This window comes from Desulfomicrobium macestii (assembly GCF_014873765.1).
GTDB lineage: Bacteria > Desulfobacterota > Desulfovibrionia > Desulfovibrionales > Desulfomicrobiaceae > Desulfomicrobium > Desulfomicrobium macestii.
The window spans coordinates 66,866-89,750 of sequence record NZ_JADBGG010000020.1; the positions used below are offsets into that span (position 1 = coordinate 66,866).

The 22,885-nt window shown below is 59.2% G+C and carries 24 protein-coding genes and 1 tRNA gene; 15 read left to right on the plus strand and 10 right to left on the minus strand.

Annotation, left to right across the window (positions count from 1 at the left end; translation table 11 throughout):
- From H4684_RS13270 to H4684_RS13290, 5 genes are all read right to left on the minus strand, one after another.
- Positions 1 to 1,185: a cysteine desulfurase family protein gene (locus H4684_RS13270; RefSeq protein ID WP_092193955.1), complete on the minus strand. Its 1,185-nt coding sequence runs from the start codon at positions 1,183 to 1,185 to the stop codon at positions 1 to 3.
- 42 nt (positions 1,186 to 1,227) lie between these two features.
- Positions 1,228 to 1,983, minus strand: coding sequence for an arginyltransferase (locus H4684_RS13275; RefSeq protein ID WP_192624101.1), 756 nt, complete (start codon positions 1,981 to 1,983; stop codon positions 1,228 to 1,230).
- An 84-nt stretch (positions 1,984 to 2,067) separates the two neighbouring features.
- Positions 2,068 to 3,738, minus strand: a complete 1,671-nt coding sequence (locus H4684_RS13280; protein ID WP_192624102.1) for a glutamine--tRNA ligase/YqeY domain fusion protein — start codon at positions 3,736 to 3,738, stop codon at positions 2,068 to 2,070.
- Between the two features lie 34 nt (positions 3,739 to 3,772).
- On the minus strand, positions 3,773 to 4,339 hold the full coding sequence (locus tag H4684_RS13285) for an NUDIX hydrolase (protein ID WP_092193958.1): 567 nt from the start codon (positions 4,337 to 4,339) through the stop codon (positions 3,773 to 3,775).
- Positions 4,336 to 4,857 (minus strand): nitroreductase family protein, encoded by a 522-nt coding sequence (locus H4684_RS13290; protein WP_192624103.1) that lies wholly within the window; start codon positions 4,855 to 4,857, stop codon positions 4,336 to 4,338. Before H4684_RS13290 ends, H4684_RS13285 begins: the two co-directional genes overlap by 4 nt.
- 161 nt (positions 4,858 to 5,018) lie before the next feature.
- On the opposite strand from H4684_RS13290, the gene H4684_RS13295 reads away from it, so the two are divergent.
- The 9 genes from H4684_RS13295 (at position 5,019) to H4684_RS13335 (ending at position 10,310) form a co-directional block, all read left to right on the plus strand.
- Positions 5,019 to 5,462: a DMT family transporter gene (locus H4684_RS13295; protein ID WP_092193959.1), complete on the plus strand. Its 444-nt coding sequence runs from the start codon at positions 5,019 to 5,021 to the stop codon at positions 5,460 to 5,462.
- An 11-nt stretch (positions 5,463 to 5,473) separates the two neighbouring features.
- Positions 5,474 to 5,818, plus strand: a complete 345-nt coding sequence (locus tag H4684_RS13300; protein ID WP_092193960.1) for a DsrE family protein — start codon at positions 5,474 to 5,476, stop codon at positions 5,816 to 5,818.
- The gene (gene yjjX / locus H4684_RS13305; protein WP_092193961.1) at positions 5,797 to 6,372 is read left to right on the plus strand and encodes an inosine/xanthosine triphosphatase; all 576 of its coding nucleotides are present in this window, start codon (positions 5,797 to 5,799) and stop codon (positions 6,370 to 6,372) included. Before H4684_RS13300 ends, yjjX begins: the two co-directional genes overlap by 22 nt.
- A gap of 172 nt (positions 6,373 to 6,544) precedes the next feature.
- Positions 6,545 to 6,955, plus strand: a complete 411-nt coding sequence (locus H4684_RS13310) for a hypothetical protein (RefSeq protein WP_092193962.1) — start codon at positions 6,545 to 6,547, stop codon at positions 6,953 to 6,955.
- Positions 6,956 to 6,993: 38 nt separating this feature from the next.
- Entirely contained in the window at positions 6,994 to 7,455 is a 462-nt protein-coding gene (locus H4684_RS13315) for a DUF3124 domain-containing protein (RefSeq protein ID WP_092193963.1), read from the plus strand.
- A gap of 21 nt (positions 7,456 to 7,476) precedes the next feature.
- Positions 7,477 to 7,875: a hypothetical protein gene (locus H4684_RS13320; protein WP_225940426.1), complete on the plus strand. Its 399-nt coding sequence runs from the start codon at positions 7,477 to 7,479 to the stop codon at positions 7,873 to 7,875.
- A 103-nt stretch (positions 7,876 to 7,978) separates the two neighbouring features.
- Positions 7,979 to 8,974 carry a glucokinase gene (locus H4684_RS13325; protein ID WP_192624105.1) on the plus strand — a complete coding sequence of 332 codons (996 nt, stop codon included), beginning with the start codon at positions 7,979 to 7,981 and terminating at the stop codon, positions 8,972 to 8,974.
- 101 nt (positions 8,975 to 9,075) lie between these two features.
- Complete coding sequence (locus H4684_RS13330; protein ID WP_092193966.1) at positions 9,076 to 10,026, plus strand: hypothetical protein; 951 nt, start codon at positions 9,076 to 9,078, stop codon at positions 10,024 to 10,026.
- Positions 10,027 to 10,058: 32 nt separating this feature from the next.
- Positions 10,059 to 10,310 (plus strand): hypothetical protein, encoded by a 252-nt coding sequence (locus H4684_RS13335; protein ID WP_092193967.1) that lies wholly within the window; start codon positions 10,059 to 10,061, stop codon positions 10,308 to 10,310.
- A gap of 189 nt (positions 10,311 to 10,499) precedes the next feature.
- Here the strand turns inward: H4684_RS13335 and H4684_RS13340 are convergent, their stop codons facing one another.
- Positions 10,500 to 11,783 carry an ATP-binding protein gene (locus H4684_RS13340; protein ID WP_192624106.1) on the minus strand — a complete coding sequence of 428 codons (1,284 nt, stop codon included), beginning with the start codon at positions 11,781 to 11,783 and terminating at the stop codon, positions 10,500 to 10,502.
- A 185-nt stretch (positions 11,784 to 11,968) separates the two neighbouring features.
- Between H4684_RS13340 and H4684_RS13345 the strand changes: the two genes are divergently transcribed.
- Complete coding sequence (locus H4684_RS13345) at positions 11,969 to 12,766, plus strand: sulfite exporter TauE/SafE family protein (protein ID WP_092193969.1); 798 nt, start codon at positions 11,969 to 11,971, stop codon at positions 12,764 to 12,766.
- Between the two features lie 191 nt (positions 12,767 to 12,957).
- Here H4684_RS13345 and H4684_RS13350 read toward each other — a convergent pair whose 3' ends face one another.
- The 4 genes from H4684_RS13350 to H4684_RS13365 are packed head-to-tail and all read right to left on the minus strand — an operon-like array spanning position 12,958 to position 17,697.
- Positions 12,958 to 13,692: a 3'-5' exonuclease gene (locus H4684_RS13350; protein ID WP_092193996.1), complete on the minus strand. Its 735-nt coding sequence runs from the start codon at positions 13,690 to 13,692 to the stop codon at positions 12,958 to 12,960.
- A 2-nt stretch (positions 13,693 to 13,694) separates the two neighbouring features.
- A complete protein-coding gene (locus H4684_RS13355; RefSeq protein WP_192624107.1) occupies positions 13,695 to 15,608 on the minus strand; it encodes a DUF294 nucleotidyltransferase-like domain-containing protein in 1,914 nt (637 codons plus the stop codon).
- A 51-nt stretch (positions 15,609 to 15,659) separates the two neighbouring features.
- On the minus strand, positions 15,660 to 17,435 hold the full coding sequence (locus H4684_RS13360) for a sodium:solute symporter family protein (protein WP_092193971.1): 1,776 nt from the start codon (positions 17,433 to 17,435) through the stop codon (positions 15,660 to 15,662).
- A gap of 22 nt (positions 17,436 to 17,457) precedes the next feature.
- Positions 17,458 to 17,697, minus strand: coding sequence for a DUF4212 domain-containing protein (locus H4684_RS13365; protein WP_407644772.1), 240 nt, complete (start codon positions 17,695 to 17,697; stop codon positions 17,458 to 17,460).
- A 380-nt stretch (positions 17,698 to 18,077) separates the two neighbouring features.
- Here H4684_RS13365 and H4684_RS13370 point away from each other — a divergent pair, with 380 nt between their 5' ends.
- The 5 genes from H4684_RS13370 (at position 18,078) to H4684_RS13390 (ending at position 22,818) form a co-directional block, all read left to right on the plus strand.
- Positions 18,078 to 18,590: an O-acetyl-ADP-ribose deacetylase gene (locus tag H4684_RS13370; protein ID WP_192624108.1), complete on the plus strand. Its 513-nt coding sequence runs from the start codon at positions 18,078 to 18,080 to the stop codon at positions 18,588 to 18,590.
- A 169-nt stretch (positions 18,591 to 18,759) separates the two neighbouring features.
- Complete coding sequence (locus tag H4684_RS13375) at positions 18,760 to 19,959, plus strand: bifunctional UDP-sugar hydrolase/5'-nucleotidase (protein WP_192624109.1); 1,200 nt, start codon at positions 18,760 to 18,762, stop codon at positions 19,957 to 19,959.
- A gap of 57 nt (positions 19,960 to 20,016) precedes the next feature.
- Positions 20,017 to 20,092, plus strand: a tRNA-Ala gene (locus tag H4684_RS13380).
- Positions 20,093 to 20,809: 717 nt separating this feature from the next.
- A complete protein-coding gene (locus H4684_RS13385; protein ID WP_192624110.1) occupies positions 20,810 to 21,949 on the plus strand; it encodes a response regulator in 1,140 nt (379 codons plus the stop codon).
- 155 nt (positions 21,950 to 22,104) lie between these two features.
- On the plus strand, positions 22,105 to 22,818 hold the full coding sequence (locus tag H4684_RS13390) for a putative HlyD family type I secretion protein (RefSeq protein ID WP_192624111.1): 714 nt from the start codon (positions 22,105 to 22,107) through the stop codon (positions 22,816 to 22,818).
- The last annotated feature ends 67 nt before the right edge of the window (positions 22,819 to 22,885 follow it).

The window sequence follows — 22,885 nt, forward strand, 5'->3', positions numbered from 1 at the left end:
TTATTTTCTCCTGTACGCAGTGGACATGGTCCGGATGCGGTCGATGATGATGGGAAGGTGGTGGAGCATGTAGTGCACGTCTTCCAGGGTATTCTCGCGGCCCAGGCTGATGCGCACGGAACCGTGGGCGTTTTCCACCGGCACGCCCGTGGCCATGATGACATGTGACGGGTCCAGGGAGCCCGACGCGCAGGCCGATCCCGTGGACACGGCGATGCCGACCAGATCGAGGTAAAGAAGGATGGCTTCGCCCTCGGCCCCGGCAAAGGAGACGCTCAGCGTGCCCGGAAGACAGTGCTCGGGGTGGCCCATGAAGAGCGCGTCCGGGATGGCTTCGGCGATGCCGGCCTTCAGGATGTTCTTGAGCTCGAGCAGGCGTTTTTCCTCTTCTTCCATTTCTATGGCGCGCAGTTCCATGGCCTTGCCCATGCCGATGATGCCCAGGGAATTTTCCGTGCCCGCGCGGCGGCCGCCTTCCTGGTGTCCGCCCAGGATGAGCGGGCAGTAGGGCGCGCCCTTCTTGACGTACAGGGCTCCGATGCCCTTGGGGCCGTAGAGCTTGTGGGCCGAGATGGTCAGAAAATCCACGTCCAGGTCGCGCACGTCCACCGGGATCTTGCCCACGGACTGCACCGCATCGGTGTGAAAAAGGGCTCCGCCCTCATGGGCGATGCGGGCCGCGGCCTTGATGTCCTGAATGGTGCCGATCTCGTTGTTGGCCATCATGATGGAGACCATTCCAACCTTGTCCGTGACGGCCCGGCGCAGTTCCTCAAGATCGATGCGACCGTGTTTGTCCACGGACAGATAGGTCACTTCGTGGCTCTTGCGCCCGAGGTCGCGGGCGGTGTTCAGCACGCAGGGATGTTCTATGACCGTGGTCACCAGGCCGCTGCGTCCGCTCAGCGCGCACGAGCAGCGCGTGCTGTCGCAATGCAGGAGGGACAGCACAGTGTTGTTGGCCTCGGAGCCGCTGCCGACAAAAAGGATTTCGTCGGCATCCGCACCGATGAAGGACGCGACTTTTTCCCGCGCATCCTCGATCCTTTCCCGCGCCTCGCGGCCGAAAGCATGCATGCTGGAAGGGTTTCCAAATATTTCAAGACCCTCGATCAGGGCTTCTTTCACGCCCGGATGCAGGGGAGTGGTGGCATTGTTGTCAAAGTAAACGGTTCTATTTTCCATGGCGGCTCCTTGTTTCGCAAAATTACGATGAAATCTTAAGCCCTAATCCGGACCTGTCCACCCCGAAAAGGGGTGAAGAATGCCTGGACTCGGGGATTTCGGCTCTTCGCCGTCTTCGTGCCAGAGTCCGTCTTCCCAGCAAAAGAGCTGGTGCGGATGGAATCCGGCCTTGTAGGCCATGCGTTCACACCCAGGCACTACGTAACCCAGGTAGTAGTGGGCAAGCCCCCGTTTTTTCGTCTCCTCGATCTCGCGCAGCACGCTGAAAATGCCTGGGCTCAGGTTCGACGCGGCGGGATCGAAGACGAAATAGACGGAGCTCAGGCCATCGCTGCCAAGGTCCAGATATCCGGCCCCAAGCAGACGACCGTCCTCCTCGTAGCGGGCCAGCAGGTTCGGGCAGGGCGAGGAGTGCAGGTTGGCGATGAATTCGTCGAAGGTGCTCTCTTGTCCGAAACGAACCCTGGAATGTACATGATACAGGTCAAAAAGTTCTTTTTCGTAGCGAACCGGGCCAAAACTGACGCCGACATGACTACAGCGGCGCAGCACGCGTTTTTGCCCGCGGCTGGGCTGGAATCGGTGCACGGGGATACGCAGGGGGGTGCAGGCCCGGCAATCCGGGCAGGCGGGACGAAAGAAATAGTGGCCGAACTTGCGCCAGCCCCGGGACAGAAACCAGGAAAGCTCGGCGGCGTTCAGGCTGTCGGCGAAGAAGAAGGAATAGACCAAGGTCCTGTCCGGCAGATAGGGGCAGGGCGCGGGTGGCGACAATTCGGGTTGGGAGTAGAGAATCATGGCCGCGCCCAATGCTCCTTGCGCACACCGGACGACATGCGGGATTCGTCCCGCTCGATGCCGTCCGGCCTGCTCATTGCCGTTCTATTTCGCCGTCTTGGACCAGGAATCACGCAATGTGACGGTCCTGTTGAAGACCGGGCGGCCGGGCCCGTGATCATGGCGGTCCGCGCAGAAAAAGCCCTGCCGCTCGAACTGGAAGCGCGCCTCGGGCGCGGCCTGGATCAGGGATTTTTCGACCTTGCAGTCGGTCAGCACCTCCAGGGAGGCCGCGTTGATCTGGGTCAGGAAGTCGGCATCCTTGCCCGGTGATTCCACCGTGAAGAGGCGGTCATAGAGGCGTATCTCGGCCTGTGCGCAGTGCCGGGCGCCGACCCAGTGCAGGGTGCCCTTGACCTTGCGCCCGTCGGGGGCGTCCCCGCCCCGGCTTTCGGGGTCATAGGTGCAGATCACGGCCATGATGGTCCCGTCGGATTTTTTGAGCACATCCTGGCAGGTCACCAGATAGGCGCCGCGCAGGCGCACCTCGCGACCGGGCGAGAGGCGAAAATACTTGCCGGGCGGGTTTTCCATGAAATCCTCGGCTTCGATGAAGACCTCGCGCGAGAAGCCGACCTTCCGGCTGCCCATTTCGGGGTTTTTGGGATGGTTGGCCAGTTCGAAGAACTCTTCCTTGTCTTCGGGGTAGTTCTCGATGATCAGCTTGATCGGCCGCAGTACGGCCATGGCCCGGGGGGCGGCCGCGTCCAGATTCTCGCGCACGCAGTTTTCGAGCACGCCCATGTCCACGCAGCTGTCCGAGCGACTGACCCCGATGCGCTCGCAGAAGTCGCGGATGGCTGCGGGCGGAAAGCCCCGACGGCGCAGGCCGGAGATGGTTGGCATGCGTGGATCGTCCCAGCCCGCCACGACGCCGCCATCGACCAGGTTCTTGAGCTTGCGCTTGCTGGTCACGGTATAGTTGATGTTCAGACGGTTGAATTCGTACTGAACGGGACGGCTGGGAACATCGAGCTGGTCGAGGAACCAGTCGTAGAGGGGCTTGTGGTCCGCGAATTCGAGGGTGCAGATGGAGTGGGTGATGTGCTCCAGCGAATCGGACAGGCCATGGGCGAAGTCGTACATGGGGTAGATGCACCACGCATTTTTCGTGTTCTGGTGCTCCTGATGCAGGATGCGGTACAGGGCCGGGTCGCGCATGTTCATGTTCGGCGAGGCCATGTCTATCTTGGCCCGCAGGATGTGCGCGCCTTCGGGGAATTCCCCTGCGCGCATGCGGGAGAAGAGATCCAGGTTTTCCTCCACGGAGCGGTCGCGGTAGGGGCTGTTTTTGCCGGGTTCGGTCAGGGTGCCGCGATACAGGCGCGTGTCTTCGGCGCAGAGCGAACAGACATAGGCCTTGCCCTTGGTGATCAGCTCAACCGCGAAATCATGAAGGCGATCGAAGTAGTCCGAGGCATGGTAGAGGTGCTCACCCCAGTCGAAGCCGAGCCAGCGCACGTCCTCCTTGATGGAATTTACGTAGACCGGATCTTCCTTGCCCGGGTTGGTGTCGTCGAATCGCAGATGGCAGCGTCCGCCGTAATCGCGCGCCAGGCCGAAGTTCAGGCAGATGGACTTGGCGTGACCGATATGCAGGAACCCGTTGGGCTCGGGGGGAAATCGGGTGCAGACCCGGCCGTCGTTCTTGTTGCTTCTGAGGTCTTCTTCGATGATGGCGCGCAAAAAATTTGAGGGTGCGGATGGCGTGTCCATGGTGATCCTTGAATGCTGCGTGGCGTCTTTGGGGTTATGAGTGTTGATCGCTTACGGTCAGGGGCATGGGCTCACAAGCCCGCCCGTTGATATGGGCCAGGAGCGCGTCGCGGGTGCTCGGAAAGGCCAGCTTGTCCCAGGGTATCTGCTCGCGCGTGAAGAGGCCGAGGTCTTCGGTTTCCTCGCCCGCGCTGGGTTCCGCCGTGTCCATGTGGGCGCTGTAGACGATGATGACCGGCGGCCATCCTGCATAGGAGAAGACGCCGACCAGTCCGTCCAGGGTGATGTCGAGATTCACCTCTTCGCGGATTTCGCGGATGGCGGCCAGTTCGACGGGCTCGCCCTCATCCACGTAGCCTCCGGGCAGGAGCCATTTGTGGCTGTCGTCCGGGCGCTTGCGGCGCAGGAGCAGGATCTTGTCGCCGATTTCGAGAATGACGCAGGTCACGACCTTGGGGTCGAGATAGACTACGCCGGCGCATTTCGAGCAGACCAGGCGGGGCGGCTCGTCCGGGCGCAGGCGTTGCAACTCCAGGGGGGCTCCGCAGGCGGGGCAGAAACGGTAGCGGTCGTGGCGGATGGGACCGGCGGTTGTGGTCATGAGTAGGTATTGGTCCTGATCGTGTGATCCTTGAGGGTTTCGCGGGCGTGACCCGCGAGGGATTTGGCCGGATACCCGATGCTGATGATGGATTCAACCCGCAAATGGGGTGGTATGTGCAGAATCTCGCGCACGCGGTCCTCGGCCGATCTTTCCTGGTCGTGGGGGCGCAGGCGGATCTGCACCCAGCAACTGCAAAGGCCCAGGCTTTCGCATGCCAACTGCAGGATGATGGAGGCGATGGCGCAGTCCTCGATCCAGGTGTCGGCCTTGTCCTCGTTGCCGAGCACGGCCACGCCCAGAGCCGCCTCGCGCAGAAAATGCGCGCCGTGCGGCTTGGCCGTGGACAGGGCCTCAAGGAGGGACTTGTCCGTGACGAAAATGAATTCCCAGGGATCGAGCCCCCTGGATGACGGCGAGCGCAGCACGGCCTCCTTGAGCTGGGCCAGGACTTCGGGCTCGATGGCTTGCGGAGTGTAGTGGCGGATGCTGCGGCGTTTGCGCAGGATTTCGAGCATATTTTCTTCTCCCGGGCCGATCTTCAAGGATCGGCCATGGTGGTTGTGCGCGCACTCCTTGATCAGTGCGGACGCATACCGTATCAAAGCCCTCATTGGGCGGCAATCGCCTAATCCTGATGCTATCCCAGGAGGAACAATGGAGGAACAATGGAGGAACAATGGATGGACTGATTCTCGTCTTGACAGCGCTGGCCGGGTGTCTCATGCCGGTCCAGCCGGCCGTTAACGCCGTGACCGCACAACTGATGAGCAGTCCGTACCTGGCCTCGTTCTTTTCCTTTCTGACCGGAACGTTGGTCTTGGGCCTGTTGTGCCTGACCCTGCGCCTGTCCTGGCCCGACGGGAAAATCATGATGAGCCTGCCGTGGTGGGCCTGGACGGCCGGGCCCATGGGGGCCTTCTTCGTGACTATGACCATCGTCGCCGTGCCGCGCCTTGGAGCCATGAGCGTCATGGCTCTCTTGATCGCCGGACAGATGGGCATCTCCCTGGTTCTCGATCATTTCGGGTGGCTTGGAATCCCGGCCCAGCCCATCTCCCTGTGGCGGATTCTGGGCGCGATCCTGCTCTTCACCGGCGTGGTGCTGATCCGCAAATTTTAAGGAGCTTGCTTATGAAAACAGCGCTGTTCGTATTCAACGGCGACCCCATGTGCTTTATCCACGTACTTCTGAACGCGCTCGACATGCACGCCGCCGGTCACGAAGTGCGCATCGTCATGGAAGGCGCGTCCGTGGCCCTGCCCCCGGCCCTGGTCAAGCCCGAGCACCCCCTGGCCAAGCTTTTCGCCAAGGTCCGCGAGGCCGGGCTGCTTGACGGCGCATGCAAGGCCTGCTCCGTCAAGCTCGGCGTCGCCGCCGAGGTCGAAGCCGCGGGTGTCGCGCTCATCGGCGACATGAACGGCCATCCGTCCATGCGCTCCTACATGGAAGCGGGATGGCAGGTCATCACGTTTTGATCCGGGACAGCCAGACCTGCCGGGGTGATGACGCTCCGCTGGTCATCCGGGTCGGTTCGCTCAACCCGGTCAAGCTCGGAGCCATCCGCGAGGTCATGAGCGGGCCTTTCCCCCTGGCCCGGTTCGAGCCCGTGTCCGCTCCCTCCGAGGTGCCGGATCAGCCTCTCGGGCTGGAAGAGACCCTGCGCGGAGCAAAGAACCGCGCCAGGAACGCCTTTGCCGGTTGCACCCTGTCAGTGGCCCTGGAATCGGGGCTCATCGAGGTGCCCGGATCCAACACCGGCTATATGAACCTGACGGCCTGCGCCATTTTCGACGGCCGTGAAATGTATCTGGGGCTGGGTCCCGCCTTTGAGCTGCCCCCGGAAGTGACCCGGCTGGTAGTGGTCGAGGGCCTGGAACTTGATCCGGCCGTGCGTCGGGCCGGGCTGACCGAAAACGAGCGTATCGGTTACGCCCAGGGCATCATCGGGGTCTTGAGCTGCGGCCGGGTCACGCGCATGGATTACAGTCGCCCGGCGGTGTCCATGGCCCTGGTCCGCATGGGGCTTTAGCCGCCTGACCCCGTTCCGCGGGCTGTCCGCGTCGCCTTGAAAAAACCGATTTTAGTGTGCATTGTCATGCCCTGCGGTCCCGGTTTTCTTGGCGCGCCCAATTTTGTTGGTCCACCTGCAGGAATCGTTTTAAAATAATCGTACGTTCAACCATATTGCCAACGAGGAAAATATGTCCCGCTCATATCTGGTCTATCGCTGCAAGGAAGGAGAGGTGCTCAAGAAGCCCGAGGCCGTCATCGCCCTTTGGGACGAGGATGTGCCGCGTTTCTCCGAAATCCTGGACGAGGCCACTGCCTCGCATCCCTCAAGGGCCCGCAAGCCAGGGGAATACTGGGAGATCGTGACCAAGGAAAAGGCCGACCCCTATGACTGGGAAAAGGTCGTGGCGCCGGTGAAGAACAAGGACCACGATCCGCTTGGCGACATGTGGAAGGAGCGCGCCAAGATCGAGAAATTGATGGAAGAGGGCGCGAGCCTGGAGCAGGCCCTGGACGTCATGACGCCGTTCAGCCACACTTTTCGCTACGAATCCGAGGCTCCAAAAAATCTTCTTCCCAAGATGGGCGAAGTCGAATCGTAGCATTTTCGGGGCCCCGGCGCCCCGCAAAGGAGACGCTCATGCGCTGGATCATGCTGTGCCTGCTTCTCATTCCCCTGCCCGGATTTTGCGGCGGCCCGGTTCTGTCCTCGGGCCAGTTGCTTTACGTGCCCGTGTATTCGCACATCTACACCGGGGACAAGGAGCGGCCGTTCAATCTGGCCGTGACCCTGTCCATCCGCAATACCGATCCGAGCGGCAGTCTGAAGCTTACGGCGGTGGACTATTACGATACCGACGGGCATTTGGTCCGACACTACCTTGACGCGCCTTTGGTGATGAAGCCGCTGGCCTCGATTCGTTACGTGGTGGCCGAAAAGGACGTAAAGGGCGGTTCGGGCGCCAATTTTCTGGTGCGCTGGGAGGCCTTGGATGCAATCAATGTCCCGGTGGTGGAGTCGGTCATGATCGGAGCCCAGTCGGGACAGGGTATTTCATTCACTTCCCAGGCGAGGGAAATTCAAGAACACTCACACGATTAGGGAGTACGGATGGAGAACGTGATGGAAGAACTTGAGGCGTTTGTTTCCAAGTGGGACACCTGCGACGCCAGGGAAGCATTTCTGGTTTTCAGACAGGCTCTTGAGGCTGTCGATGGCGTAACCCTTGATTTCAAGGCCCGCCCGGGCATCACCTATTCCCTGCGCGGCGCGCATCCGGCCCAGCAGGGGCGGGACCTCTTCGCGCTGATCGACGTCATAGACGACGATCCGGAACAGCGCTGGCTTTCGGTCTGCTTTTACGACGATCTGGTCACCGACGAACAGGAGCAGGGCGACTGGGTCCCCGGCGGTCTCATGGGCGAGGATGCCCGCTGCTTCAACGTCGACGAGGCCGACGAGGATCTCGTGGCCTATGTGGTCGAGCGCATCCGCGAAGCCGGAGCCGGCGCGGCAAAATAGGGCGGCTCGGCTTTTTTGACCGAAGAGGGCGTGTCCTTGCCGGTCACGGCCCATACCCTGCGGACGTTGAGCGGATCACTGCTGTTATGTTCAGGAGCAGCGCATGGCTTATATTCTGGCCGCCGACATCGGCGGGACAAACAGCCGTTTTGGTCTTTTCGGTCATTTTCCGGGCCAGGATCCGGAACTTCTGGAGTCATTTGACGTCCTGACCGACTCTGTCTCTTCCCTTGAGCAATTGCTGGGGCGGATTCGGGAGGAGGGCTTGGGCCTTGACCCCATGGACGCGGATCAGGTCGTCCTGGCCGTGGCCGGACCTGTTCGGGGCGGGAAGAGTTGCAGCTTGACCAATGCCTCCTGGGACATCGATCTGCGTGAGTCCGCGGGCGGATTGCCGTTTGAGCGAACCGTCCTGGTCAACGATTTCGTGGCTCAGGCCCTTGGCTGCCGGACCCGCGACGCGGCTGGGTCCTCCATTTCGATACAAAAGGGAGTGCCCCGGCCCGGAGTGGTGGCGGCGGCGGGCCCGGGGACGGGGCTCGGCCTTTGCGCCCTGGCTCCCCTGGCCGCCGGGTGTCCTGATTTTCTGGCCCTGCCCTCCGAGGGCGGGCACGCCCCCCTGGCCTTTGTCACCGAACACGAGTTCGAGTTTCTGCGCTTTCTCAAGGACCGAACCGGCCATTCCCACGCATGCGGCGACATCGTGGTTTCGGGACGGGGCCTTGTCGCCATGCACCTGTTTCTGACGGGGCGCGACCTGTCTCCGGCGGAGGTTGCCCGGGAGATCGGGCCCGAAAGCGAAACGACTGCCTGGTTCGCACGGTTCTTCGGCCGCGTGTGCAGGGGCTATGTTCTCAATGTGCTGGCCTTGGGCGGCCTTGACCTTTGCGGCGGGATAGCGGTCAAAAATCCCTTTTTTGCCACTCACGACGAATTTTTGCGCGAATTTTGCGATTGCCCGACCTATGGGCATCTTCTGGCCGAGGTTCCCATCCGGCTTATCACCATCCCCGACACGGGCCTTCGCGGCGCTGCCAGCCACGGAAGATCGCTTCTTGACGCGGGAATAAAGGACGCCAGCCACGTTTTTGTGAGGTAGCAACCTACGAAAGTGTCGGTATTTTTTAAGCGTCAAGTATAAAAATCAGATAGTTGTGGCTGGCACAAGAGCTGCTTCAGTCTCCTCAACAGGAGGCTGCCATGCCCGTCATCACAACGCCTTTCGGAGTTCTTGAAACCCTTCCCGACATCGAGTTTTTTTCGGGCGGCGCCGTGCAGTCCTGCATCGCCGCCCGGTCCTGTACCCTGTCCACGCCCCTTGGTCCCCTAGTCCCCCAGTTCACCGCCAGCAGCCTGCGCAAGCGCCAGTTGCCGGCCATCTCCTTTCATCCAAACGGCATGATCCGCAATCTTCCGCTGGAAGAGCAGGTCATGGTCCCGACTCCGCTGGGCATGCTGCCTGCCGAGCAGGTCACCTTCTACGATACCGGAGCCGTCAAGCGCGTCTTTCCCTTGAACGGAACCTTGAGCGGCTACTGGACCCAGGAGGACGAGGCCGCCATGGCCACGCCCCTGGTCCTGGACACGCCCATCGGATGCGCCCGGGTCAAGGCGGTCTGCGTCTATTTTGGTCCCGAAGGCAATCTGCGCAGCCTGACCCTGTGGCCGGGCACGGTGCTCGAAGTGCCCACTCCGCTTGGAAACATCGGCGCACGGTCCGGAGTTTCGTTTTTCGACAGCGGCGTGCTGCGCTCCTTGGAACCGGCCAGCCCCGTGGCCGTGCGGACGCCTCTGGGCGAACTTCTGGCCTTTGATCAGGATGCGGTGGGTATCTGCGGCGATCAAAATTCACTGCGCTTTCGCGAGAATGGAGCCTTGCTTGGCCTGACGACGTCGGCTCACGCTTTCGAGGTGGAGCTGGAAAACGGCCGCAGGAGGTCCCTGACCCCGCCTTTGCGCCGTCACCCTTGTGACGGCGAACGCATGGAGGCGGGCTCCATCACTCTTGATTTCAGCCCTGGACAGGTCAGCTTCACGTTCGCGGATTCCCCGCGCATCAAGGTCAGGACCGAAGGAGTCACGGCGTCCCGATTTTTTCTGCCGCTGCCCGGACTGTCGCCCATGTGTTCCATGGGCGCGGGCAAGTGGTAGACCCACACGAACCAATCCGCAAAGGAGGAACTGTGAACGTAAGTTGTCTGGAAAAAGTGGTGGAATACGCATCCATGCCCCTGCATGGGACACTCTCGCGCAAGCTCAGAAAAGGACTCAAGATTCAGATCAACGAAGGCCGGACCTATGAAAAGGCCGTCCTGTTCCTGGGTTCCGACTTTCTTCGCGTGACCGAGAAGGAAGAAGGAATGTCCGTAAATACCTACTATGGCTGGGAGGAGATCGCCTCCATCCGTACGTACAGTTCGGAACCGGAGGAATAGCCTTACGGGGCCAGCCCCCCGGACCAAGACCGGTCCCACCGAGGCATCGGTTGGGACCTGGTCATTTCAATGCTGAATTTTCCCGCTTGCCCCTGACGGAATCGAAAAACCGGAAATGACTGACGCCAGACATTTAAACCGGTTTGACCCGCGCGGGTTTCCTTTTTTCATGGGTGATGATTGCGCGGCCTATCCCGCCATCCGGCGCAAGGCGGTGAGGAAGCGCGAGCGCAGCTTTTCGCCGAGGAGCGCGCGTTTGACCGGCGGGAGTTTCAGGAATCCGCCGACAAGGGCGCGCATGAACTCCTGGGTGCGGCTCTCAGGATTGTCGAAGATGAAGGTCTGGAAGGTGTCGCGCTCCAGCGCCTGCAGCATGACCCGCTCGAAGCTGTCCTCGGGGTGATACACTTTTTGCGGGCGAGGCTTAAGGGTGAGCGCCCCGGTCGGACATTTCAGGGCGCAGACCCCGCAGCCCAGGCACACGGCTTCGATCAGGGCCAGTTTCGCGGGTTTGCGGGACGCACTGGCGGCGTCTTCCCGTGGGTGCATGCTCACGGCGTTGACCGGGCAGGCCTTGGCGCACAGGCCGCAGCCCGTGCACAGGTTTTCGTCCACCACGGCCACGAAGTTCGATGTGACCAGGATGCCCGTGTAACCGGTCTCCCGCACGCCCTGGAGCAGATTGCAGCAGCAGCCGCAGCAGTGGCAGATGAAGCCGGCGTCGCGGCGGACGTTGTCGGCGGTCAGGGTCAGGCCCTGGTCCCGGGAGCGGGCCAGGATGTCGCGCATCTGCATCCTGTCTATGGGTTTGGCGAAGCCGTTGCGGATCAGGAAGCGCGCGCCGGTGCCCATGGAGGTGCAGGTGTCCATGGGCGTGCGGCAGGGCGCGTGCCCGAGATGGTGCTTCTCGTGGCGGCAGGAGCACAGCCCGAGTGAAAATTCCGTGTGTTCCTCGATGAGCGCGGAAGCCTTCTCGTAATCCAGGATCTCCACATGTTCCCCCAGCGCCTCTTCGTGCGGCAGGGTGCGCATGACCGAGGTGGCCTGGCCGTCCCCGAAATTGGCGTGCAGGAAATCCTTGTCCCCGAACATGTAGGCCTGAAAAAGCTCCGCCCAGCGTGCACGCGGCAGATCCGGCCCGGTGCGCATCATGGTGAACTCGAAGAAGCCGATGACAATGGGGCTGACCATGTACTGGTAGCGCGCGCCGTCCCAGATATCGATGACCAGCCCTTTTGCGCAGAGTCCCTCGATCATGGGGCGCAGGGCGTCTTCGGGTTCGCCCAGCATGGTCGAGATGCGCTCCAGGGTAGAGGGGCGGTAGGGCATGCGCGCGACCAGTTCGGCCTCGGGCCTGGAATACAGCTCTTCCACCAACTGTCTGAAGATCGGTGTCCATGGAGTGCGCACCGGGGCCTGGTCGAGGCGGTGTCCAAGTTTGCGGAAGATGTCCTTGCTTGTGATGTGTCCCATGATGATCCCTGGTTGCGCGGTTGATGGGCGATGATGCCCCCGCCCCGGCCGGAATTGCAAGCACGAATCCGTTCATTCGCGCCACGCGGCGTTGACAAGCGCGTCAGACTGGTTCAGACATTGGTCCTACCAATTTATCGGGTCGTTCGCGGCATGTCCTGCGCGGCCTCCATCGGGAGGATCTCATGTTTGAAGTAGTCGCTTTGTATCTGGCCGTGGGCGCGGTGGCTGGCGTTCTGGCCGGATTGCTGGGCATCGGGGGCGGACTTGTCATCGTGCCCATGCTGGTTTTTTGCATGGAGTTGCAGAATCTGCCCCAGGAGCTGATCATGCATCTGGCGCTGGGCACCTCCATGGCCAGCATCATGTTCACCTCGGTTTCGAGCTTCATGGCCCATCATCGCCGGGGCGCGGTGGAGTGGAGCGTGGTCAGGCGCATCGTGGCGGGCATCCTGGTCGGTACGTTCCTCGGAGCCTGGGTGGCCGCGCAGATGAGCACCGGGGCGCTCAAGATATTCTTCGTCATTTTTCTTTACTACGTCTGTTACCAGATGCTCTCCGGGAAGAAACCCAAGCCGTCGCGCGTGATGCCGGGAACGGCAGGGATGTTTGGGGCCGGCAATGTCATCGGGGTGGTTTCGAGCCTGGTCGGCATCGGCGGGGGCACCCTTTCCGTGCCGTTCATGGTCTGGCACAACATTCCCATCCATAAGGCCATAGGCACTTCCGCCGCCATAGGCTTTCCCATCGCCGTGGCAGGAACGGTGGGCTACATCATGAACGGCTGGGGCGTGGACACCCTGCCGCCCTATTCCCTGGGCTATGTCTCTCTGGTGGCCTTGGTCTCCATTGCGGTCATGAGTGTCATCACCGCTCCCTTGGGCGTGCGACTGGCACACAGCCTGCCCGTGGACAAATTGAAGAGGGTGTTCGCTCTGATCCTCTTTCTGGTCGGCACCAAGATGCTGGTTTCGCTTTTCTAGCCGGGGCGGGGCGGCCGGGTCTTTTGCGGTCCCGGTTTTTTGCCCGGCCGGATGATTGCGTCTTTGAGTGATCCGGAACGATTCTTCCATAGCGGGGAATCGTTCCGTTTTTTTTGGCCTTTTGCCAGGCGCTCTCGGCCGCTTTCAGCCAACCGGAAGCCGGAGCGTTCGGCTTTGGGACAGGGGCGGTCCTACATGTACCAGCGCCAGCTTTGCCCGGCCCGGAAGAGTTCACGCAGGGTGAGCGGCCTGTTGCCGGCGATCTTCTTGGCCAGATAGATGAAGAGGTAGGCTGTCTGGAGGGCATCGCCCAGGGCATCGTGGGCCGTGAAGCGGGGCAGTTCAAACTCCCGGGCCAGGTCGGTCAGCACATAGGAGATGCTCAGGTTGTACTGTTCGTAATGCGAGGGCGTGCGTTTCTCGCGCCACAGCATGGCCATGCGCATGGTGTCGAGGCAGGGGTTGGCCAAGGGGCGGCCGTGATTTTTTTTGCAGGCCCTGTTCAGGAAACTCATGTCCAGCCCCACGTGGTGCCCGACGATGAGGGTGCCCTTGCAGAATTCGATCAGTCCGGGAAGAACCTCGGCCAGGGGCGGAGCCTCGGCGATGGCCTCGGGGGTGATGCGGTGGATGAGGGTGCTTGTCTTGGGGAGCGGGATGCTGGGCCGCACCAGAATGCTGAAACTTTCGCCTGGCACGATGGCCAGTCCGCGCACACGCACGGCTCCAATGGAGACGATCTCCTCCTTGCGAGCGGAGAGGCCGGTCAGCTCCGTGTCCAGCACCGTGTAGACGTACTCCTCCAGGGGGCGGGTCTGGTCCAGCTTTCGGCACAGACGGTTGTTTTCGTCCAGCGCGGGCAGGCTTGAGGCCCTTTGACCAAGCCCCATCAGGGCGAGCAGATTTTTCGGTGTGGGAAGATTCATGCTCATGCCATGTTCAGCCGGAAGACTTCGCGCAGCACTCCGTGCAGCGGGGTGATCACTCCAAAGGCTTCGCGCAGGGTTCTTTTTTCCAGGGCCGAGAGGGTCCCCGGGTCAAGGCGGTTATCCGGTGGCACGCCCTGCTCCATCTGTTCGAGCTGGTGCATGAGCCGTGAATGCAGCAGGAATTCGAAGGCCTCCCGCGCTTCGTGGAACAAATCGCGCGACAGATGCCCCTCCTGATGCAGCAGTTCAAGCCTGCCGAGGGTGCTCGTTTCGCGGATGCCGTAATAAAGGGCCATGACCCGCGCAAAATCCATGAAGGGCAGCAGGCCCCTGGTCTTTATGTCCAGTGTGTTCTTGTGGGCTCCATCCTTTTCGACCATGAAATTCTTGAAAAATGTCAGCGGCGGTTTGGAGTTCAGGCATTCCGCGGCCAGGTAGCGCAGGAACAGATCCTTGCCGGCGCAGGCGTTGGTGACGTGCAGACGCAGGTTTTCGGCCAGATCCTTGTGCCCGTAAACGCCCCGGAAATCGAAAAAGACGGAGCTGGCCAGGACGCGCTCGGGTTCCGGTGCGGTGGTCCAGGTGGTGACCCGGTTTTTCCAGGCATCAAGCGAGCCTCGCCATTGGGGGTTCGAGGCCATCATGTCTCCCGGGCAGCGCGGAAAGCCGCAGTTTATGAGATGGGCGACCATGCGTTCCGTGAAGGCCGAAAAATAGGTCTCGGCCGCGCGCTCCAGAAAATCCACTCCGCAGTTTTCAGTCACCAGGGCGTTGTCCTGGTCCGTGGCAAAGGTCTGCTCACGGCGGCCCTCGCTGCCCATGAGCAGGAGGCAGAACTTGACCGGAGGCGGCCCCAGTTCGCGCAGCATGAGATCAAGGAGCTTGGACATGATCTGATCGTTCAGGATTGCGATCATGCGGGTGATGTTGCCCGCCTTGGCCCCTTGCTGAACCAGGGTGCGGATGACCGGGGTGATGCTGTCGTGCAGCGGATAGAGCCCGGGGATGGTGGTGCGCGAGGCGATTTCCCGGAACACGGACATGGGCGAACGACCCTGCAGGAGCATGATGTCGTGGGAGCTGATGATGCCTTGCAGCCTGTTGTTGGACTTGACCACGAGATGATGGATGTTCTTGGACATCATGGTCAACAGGGCGTCGAAGCACACCGCGCCGGCGTCAATGCTTTCCACCGGCGTGGTCATGATGGTCTCGGCCGGGGCCTGCAGGTCGAGGCCCAGGGCCATGGCCTTGCGCAGGTCCGTGTCCGTGATGATTCCGCAGATCTCCCCCGAGGGTTCACGGAACAGAAGCGAGCCCGTGTTGTGCCGGATCATTTCCTTGGCCGCGGCCTGGATGCTCAGACCAAAGGGCACGCTGACGGGTTCGCGGGAGACGAGATCGCCGACGGGATTGCTGAAGAGGTGCAGGCTGTGGTCTTCATGAGCCGGGAGAGTCTTGCAGCGCATTTCCTCGAATGCCTTGGACAGGAACGTGTCGGCGAAGGACTTGAGATAGAAGCGCGGGATGCCCGGGTTGAGGTGCACGGCTTCGAAAAAGCGTTCGCGGGGAATCTTGATGATGAAGGTGTCTTCGACCGTTTCGGCATCCATGGCCGCCTTTTCACCGTTGAAAAGCGACAGCGCGCCAAGGGATGCCCCTTCGGTGCGGATGTCCATGAGAATGCCCTCGTCCTCCAGAAAAAGGCGGATGGCTCCTTTCTGGATCAGATAGAGGCCGTCGACCTCGGTAATCCCCCGGCGCAGCAGGCGCGTCCCGGCCGGAAAGAAGTCCACCAGGCAGCCTCGGGCAAGACGGACAAGACTCTGCCTCTCCAGTTCGGAAAAGGGCAGAGTGCTCTCAAGAAAGGTGATGATGCTGTCGTATCCCGCAGGCTGGATTCCCGCGTTCATGGCGTTGTCCTTGGGTTGTGGGGCCGGTTTCCCGGCCCCTGTTTCATTTGGCTAGTGATCGATGGCCGCACCCGCTCCGCGCGGGATGCGCACGCTTTCCACCATCTCCTGCACGGCGAGCGGCGGAGCCTTGGTGATCATGGAGACACCGTATGTGACCGCGAAGTTGATGACCATGCCCACCGTTCCGATGCCTTCGGGGCTGATGCCGAAGAACCAGGGAGACACGCCCATGAACTTGGTCTGCACGATGTAGAGCATGGTGAATCCGATGCCGCTGATCATGCCGCTGATGGCTCCTTCCTTGGTCGCGCGTTTCCAGAAGATGCCGAGCACGATGATGGGGAAGAAGGAGGACGAAGCCAGTCCGAAGGCCAGCGCCACGACCTGGGCGACAAATCCCGGAGGGTGGATGCCGAAGTATCCCGCGATGATGACGCCCACGCCGATCATGACCCGGCCCACGAGCAGGCGTATCTTTTCCGAGGCGCCGCGGTTGATGATGCGGTAGTAGAGGTCATGGGAGATGGACGAGGCGATGACCAGCAAGAGTCCGGCCGCCGTGGACAGGGCCGCTGCGAGTCCGCCTGCCGCGACCAGGGCGATGACCCAGGGCGGAAGCTGTGAGATTTCGGGTGTGGCCAGGACCATGATGTCGTTGTCTATGTAAAGTTCGTTGGCGTTGTCGAGAGGCGTGTTCGTGACCAGGCGCTGCCCGTGTGCGCCCGTTTCGCCGCTGTAGGTCGGTTTGCCCGCGAAGGCCGCGCCGGCCCGGTAGGTGATGATGCCGTCATTGTTCTTGTCCACCCAGGCCAGAAGACCTGTCTTTTCCCAATTGCCGAACCAGGCCGGTACCGAGGAGTACGGTGTTTCGCTCAGTGCGTTGGTCAGGGTATAGCGGGAGAACGCACCCAGGGCCGGAGCCGTGGTATAGAGGATGGCGATGAAAAGGATGGCGTAGAAGGCCGAGAGGCGCGCGGCCCGGACGCTGGGCACGGTGTAGAAGCGGATGATGACGTGGGGCAGGCCGGCCGTGCCGACCATGAGGCACATGGTGATGGCGAAGACGTCGATCATGGGTTTTGTGCCCGCGCCAAAGGCGCTGGTGTACTCGGCGAATCCCAGATCCCTGCCGATCTGGTTCAGGGTTTCGAGCAGATACTTGCCCGAGTCGGCTCCACCGAGGATGGTGCCTCCAAAACCTACCTGCGGGATGGGGTTGCCGGTCAGCTTGAGCGAGATGGCGATGGCCGGAATGAGGAAGGCCGTGATCAGCACGCAGTACTGGGCGACCTGGGTCCAGGTGATGCCCTTCATGCCGCCGATGGCCGCGTACAGGAAAACCAGGACCATGCCGATCATGACTCCGGTGTTGACGTCGACTTCCAGGAAGCGGCTGAAGACGATGCCGACCCCGCGCATCTGCCCGGCCACGTAGGTCAGGGAGACGAAGATGGCGCAGATCAGCGCCACGAGCCTGGCCGCCGAGGAGTAATAACGGTCGCCGACGAAATCAGGGACCGTGAACTTGCCGAACTTGCGCAGATACGGGGCCAGGAGCAGGGCCAGGAGCACGTAGCCGCCGGTCCAGCCCATGAGGTACATGCAGCCCGCGTAGCCCATGAACGAGATCATGCCGGCCATGGAGATGAAAGAGGCGGCGCTCATCCAGTCGGCCGCCGTGGCCATGCCGTTGGCCAGGGGCGGAACTCCGCCTCCGGCGACGTAGAAGCCCTTGGTGTCCTTGACGCGGGAAGTCCAGGCGATTCCTATGTAGAGGGCGAACGTCGCGCCCACGATGAGATAAGTCCAGATTTGCAGTGACATGTTTCCTCCGGTTGGTCAGTTGCTATTCGTGCACGTCGTATTTCTTATCCAGCCGATCCATGAGCAGAAAGTAGGCAAGGATGATGAGTACGAAAACATAGATCGAGCCCTGCTGGGCAAACCAGAAACCTAGAGGAAATCCGCCAAGATGGAATGCGTTGAGTTGTTCGACGAAGAAAATCCCGAATCCGTAGGATACCGTCGCCCAGATGGCCAAAAGGATGAGCATGTACGTTTTGTTTCTTTTCCAGTAACTTTGCATTGACATATCCATGTTGTCCCCCCTGTGAAAAAAGCGTTGATGAAATGTGGCTTCACCCGATTGAGCTTGGATGTTTTCTGACACGGTTTGCAATGTATTGCATCTGCTTTCCGGTGAATGGAGGGAGAAACAGGTTATTGGCGAATGGAGTCGAATTGGACTGGTGAATGGGAATTTGTTGCCGCTGACCGGGTTGCGGCAACCGTTCGGTTGTAGGTGATAAGTGATGGTAATAAGTGAATGTTCAAGCTAAGTACGTATATTGTGCGGAGGGTCTGGAGGTGTTTTATGGCGGGGAACGGACTCGTTTTGGCCGTGACTTGCGTCAGGCGCAGGGTCAGCGGTCGAATTCACGCATTGCCGAGTGAAGGAGAGATATCATGATTTCCATTGTCGTTGCCGACATCACGACATTGCAGGTGGATGCCATCGTCAACGCCGCCAATTCCTCGCTCTTGGGAGGAGGCGGGGTGGATGGCGCCATCCATCGCGTGGCAGGCCCCGAACTCCTGGCCGAATGCCGCACCCTTGGGGGGTGCCCCGCAGGAGAGGCGCGGATAACCAAAGGCTACCGTCTGCCGTCCAGATACGTGATCCACACCGTAGGCCCGGTCTGGAGAGGCGGCGGGCAGGGCGAGCGGGAAGTGCTGGCCTCCTGCTACGCGGCCTGCCTCACTTTGGCGCTGGAGCACGGTCTTGGCAGCGTGGCTTTTCCGGCCATCAGTTGCGGAGCCTACGGTTTTCCGGCGGCTGAAGCCTGCGCCGTGGCCGTGTCCCAGGTCCTGGCTTTTCAGCGCGAGCATCTGGCGCCTGCCTCGGTGGTTTTTGCATGCTTTTCCGAATCCATGCGGCGCTTGTACGAGCAATGCCTTGCCAAAGAAGACGTCCGATGATTCCGGATGCGGGGCGTTTTCTTGATAGAGGTTTGCGTCCGACTTTCGCGCCCTGCGCGGAGCCCCTTTATTTTGCGGGGGGCATGGGCTAGACCTTGGGCAACAAAGCGTTTCGAATCCGCCGCTTATCTGCGATGAGCATCCACTGAACACAATTGCCGGGAAGAACATGAAGATTATCGTCTGCCTGCTGTGCCTTTTCTCCTTTTTTGCCTGCGCCGGGCAACGCGCTCCGGCTCAGGTGCCGGTCGCGGTGAAATCGCCCATTCTTCCCCAGTTCGAGGTACTGAACACCCTGCATCAGCAGTTTCTCGTTTTTCGGGAAGATGACATTTTTCGGCGCTACGGCTTTACGTACAATTCCCCCTACGCCGATTGGTTGCAGCGGGTCCGAGGTCTGGAGCAGGACCCGGTCATGGGTGACGTGGCCCGGCTTTTGGCCGGTCTTTCCATTGCCTACCGCACGCATGGGGCCGGTAGCGAGGTGTACGCGCAGTTCGAGGAACGATTCGACACGGCGCTGCGCGCTCCCGTGGCACTTGAGCCCACGGTTCGGCCCGTGCCCGCGCCCGCCGCGCCTCCGGAACCCGGCGTCACGATTCTTTTCAGTGGCGACACCCGGGGAGACGTGTTTCCGAAGTCCGGCCTGACAGGAGACGTGGGCGGCTTGGCTCGGCGTCCGGCCACGATCGCCTACTTCAGGGAAATGGATCCGGGTGTCCTCCTGCTTGACGCGGGAGACGCCTTTGCCTCGGGATTTGCGGGGGCGCAGATGACAAACAAGGTACTGGTCCGGGCCATGAACCGGATGGGCTACGACGCCATGGGACTCGGGCCGCAAGATCTGGCCATGGGCGAGGTGGCGCTTCGGGAGCTTGTAGGCATGGCGAAATTTCCCCTTGTCTGTTCCAATCTGGAGTTCGGAAAGGGCGTTTCGCCATGGATCAGGCCTTATGCGGTTTTCGAGCGAAACCGGCTCAAGGTAGCCGTCGTGAGCCTATTGCCTTCGATTCCCGGGGCGGTGATTACCGGAGCACGCTTCATTGCCCCGGCTGACGCCCTGCGCGCTCTTTTGCCGGGGCTGAAAAACAGGGTCGACTGCATTGTGCTGCTGACGCAGTTCGGAAGCGAGGACGTGGCCAGCCTGCTTGGCGGAGACGAGGAGGTCGGGGTGATTCTGGGCGACAGCATGGAGTTTTCTCGAGGAAGACCCGCATACATCCCCGCTGTCCCTGGTGGGCGGGGTTTTGGATCTGTGCGTCTTAAGCTCCGGGATGCAGGCATTGCGCGTATCACCCAGTCTATGCCAGTGCTCCTGGGGGCGGAAGCCGATGCGCAAATCCTTGAAATGCTAGATGAACTCGAATAGTTGGAAAAAATGCTTGCTTTTTCAAAAGGGTTTGGGCAGTAACCGTTTTCGCGTTGTGGGGCTGTAGCTCAGCTGGGAGAGCGCTTGAATGGCATTCAAGAGGTCCGCGGTTCGATCCCGCGTAGCTCCACCACTTAAACGCTTAAAAAACATTACGTTTACTTGAATGCCGCAAACGAAAAAGCCGTCCGAAAGGGTGGCTTTTTTCGTTTGCGGCGTTTTTTTTGCCGTACGGCCGCCAGACTGCCTGCATCCTTTCATAATGGCCCAGAATCACTCCAGACTTCCCGCGTCGATCCCCTCCCTCATCTTTCGCCTTTGATCCGCCGCCTCGCTTCTGAGTACAGGCGCTGCTCCCGGCGGGCCTTGGTCGTGGTTTTCAAGGTGGCGCAGCGCAAACCGATTGCCGCTAGAACAGAGCCTCCGGGATTTCGCTTTTGACTGTTACTCTCCTCTTCGAATTACTACTCACCTGTGCCCAGATTATTTTCTCCGTCATTTGAGGATTGTGGTGTTATTTTTGGTCGCGGTTGCATGGTGTTGCAAGCCAGATGATGGTTTTTCAGCTTGCTGTTGCGTGCAGTATTTGCTCGTAATTACAGTATATTGCTGATTTTTATTTTGGATGGTGCAAAAGATTTTCGATGAATTCATTCAATTCTACGCAACAGTTTTCTGATAAGTACGTATCAAATTGAGTAGGGAAGCGTTTATGAAAATACTATTGAATAGGCATTGTAGCTAAGAAGTATATGCAAGTAATGTAAGTACTCATGGGTGAGAATTCATTAATTCTTGCGATATCTAATTTAGAATAACGATAAAAACCATTTTCTTGCAAGCGGTTTTTATGCAAAACCAAAATTTAATAAGCGAACTTGATCAATTACATGTTCATTTGAATGATGAAATTGATCATTACGATGAAGAATTGGATGAATGCAGAATTCTTATTGTAGATGATTTTGAAATCAATATTCTTGTTTTGATCGAGGCGCTTAAATCATACTCAAAAATTTCCGTTTCTCAAGACAGCAAGATTGCTTTTGATTCTTTGTCATACTCGTTGCCAGACATAGTGCTTCTTGATTTGTTCATGCCTGACATGAATGGTTTTGAAATTTGCAAGTATATAAAAAACAATGAACAAACTAGCGATATTCCGATTATTTTCATTACATCAGAACACGATCCTTTAAGCTTGAGTAAAGCTTTTGAGCTTGGAGCTGTGGATTACATAAAAAAACCTTTTGATACGATTGAGGTCAATGCTCGGTTACGAACACACTTGAAGCTTAAAATCGCTGAGCGAAAATTGAAAGAGCATAATGCAAATCTTGAAATAAAAGTGGCTGAGAGAACAAAAAAACTTGAAGAAAAAAATATTGAGCTGAATGAAGTAAAGCGGGAAACGATTTTTAGATTATGTCTTGCTGCGGAAATGCGTGATGTAGACACTGGAAATCACATCAACCGCATTCAAGCATACACTGAAGTGATTGCTTTGAAATGCGGAATGTCACGAGAAGAAGCCGAGCAATTGAGCTTGGCAAGCTCAATGCATGATCTTGGGAAAATAGGCATTCCGGATCACATTCTACTCAAGCCGGGCAAGCTCACTCCTGAAGAATCTGAAATCATGAAGCAACATACCGTGATCGGCGCACGGGCCTTGGCGGATGGAAAGTCTGATTTGTTGCGGGTGGCACACCGCGTGGCCTTGTCGCATCACGAACGCTGGGATGGAAAGGGGTACCCACAGGGCTTGCGCGGTGTGAACATACCCATTGAAGCGCGGATTGTCGGACTTGTAGACGTCTTTGACGCCTTGATTTCACGAAGAGCGTATAAACATGCATTTACTGTGGATGATGCGATTATGATCATTCTCAGCGAGAAAGGAAATCATTTTGATCCCAAGCTTGTGGACATCTTTATCGCATCTTTGAATGAAATAATGGCCATCAAGGACATGTTTTCTTATGAATGAATTTACTTTTTACAAGTCAATTATATCGAAATATGCATCATTTCTTGATGAATTGAATTTGGATTTATTATCAATGCGTACCTCTTGCGGGAATCATAGCATTGAAGACGATGGTCGGTGAGGCGCGTGCATCAAAGAAGGTAGTGGGGCCGTAAATGAACGCCAGGATCGTTCCGGTCACTTCAAGGGAAACGACGATGCAAGGGAGAGATGAAATGAACTCGCACAAGAATCGGCCGGAATTTCAGGCTCAAGTTGAAGGAATAGTTCCCGAGAGCGGCCCGGAAGCTCCTGCCGCACCAAAAATTGAATTGACCCGACGGTCCGAAGCACAGGGCAAAGATGGCGGGGTCTATGGGTTCGTGGGTGAGTTGCGCGATCTTGATACCAAGGATCAGTTCGTGGCCAATATTATTTTGATTGCCGCCATACTCTTGTTTGTTGTTGCTGTTTCGTGGGCCGCTCACGCGTCGCTCGATGAAGTTGTGCGCGGTTTTGGCAAGGTCATCCCGTCATCCGATATAAAGCGTGTCCAAAATTTCGAGGGAGGAATTGTCAAAGAGATTCTGGTCCGCGAAGGGGAGCTGGTTTCAAAGGGGCAACTGCTCATCCTGCTGGATCAGATCCAGATGGAATCCAGATTTCGGGAACAGCACTCGGGCTACCTTGATTCGATTCTCGCCATCGCCCGCTTGGAGGCTGAACTGAACGCAAGGGAGGACATGGATTTCCCCGAAGAGATCCTGAAGCAAAAGCCGCACCTCGTCGAGAACCAGCGTCGGCTTTTGCGTTCGCGAAATGACAGTCGCCGCAGCGCATTGAGCGTGCTTGAGTGTGAGCGTGCGCATTCCGGACAAACTGACCAGTGATTCCACTGCAAACTGCCCACCTGTTCCGGCTGAAACTGACCAGGAAATCGGAGCGAAGCGACGCTGG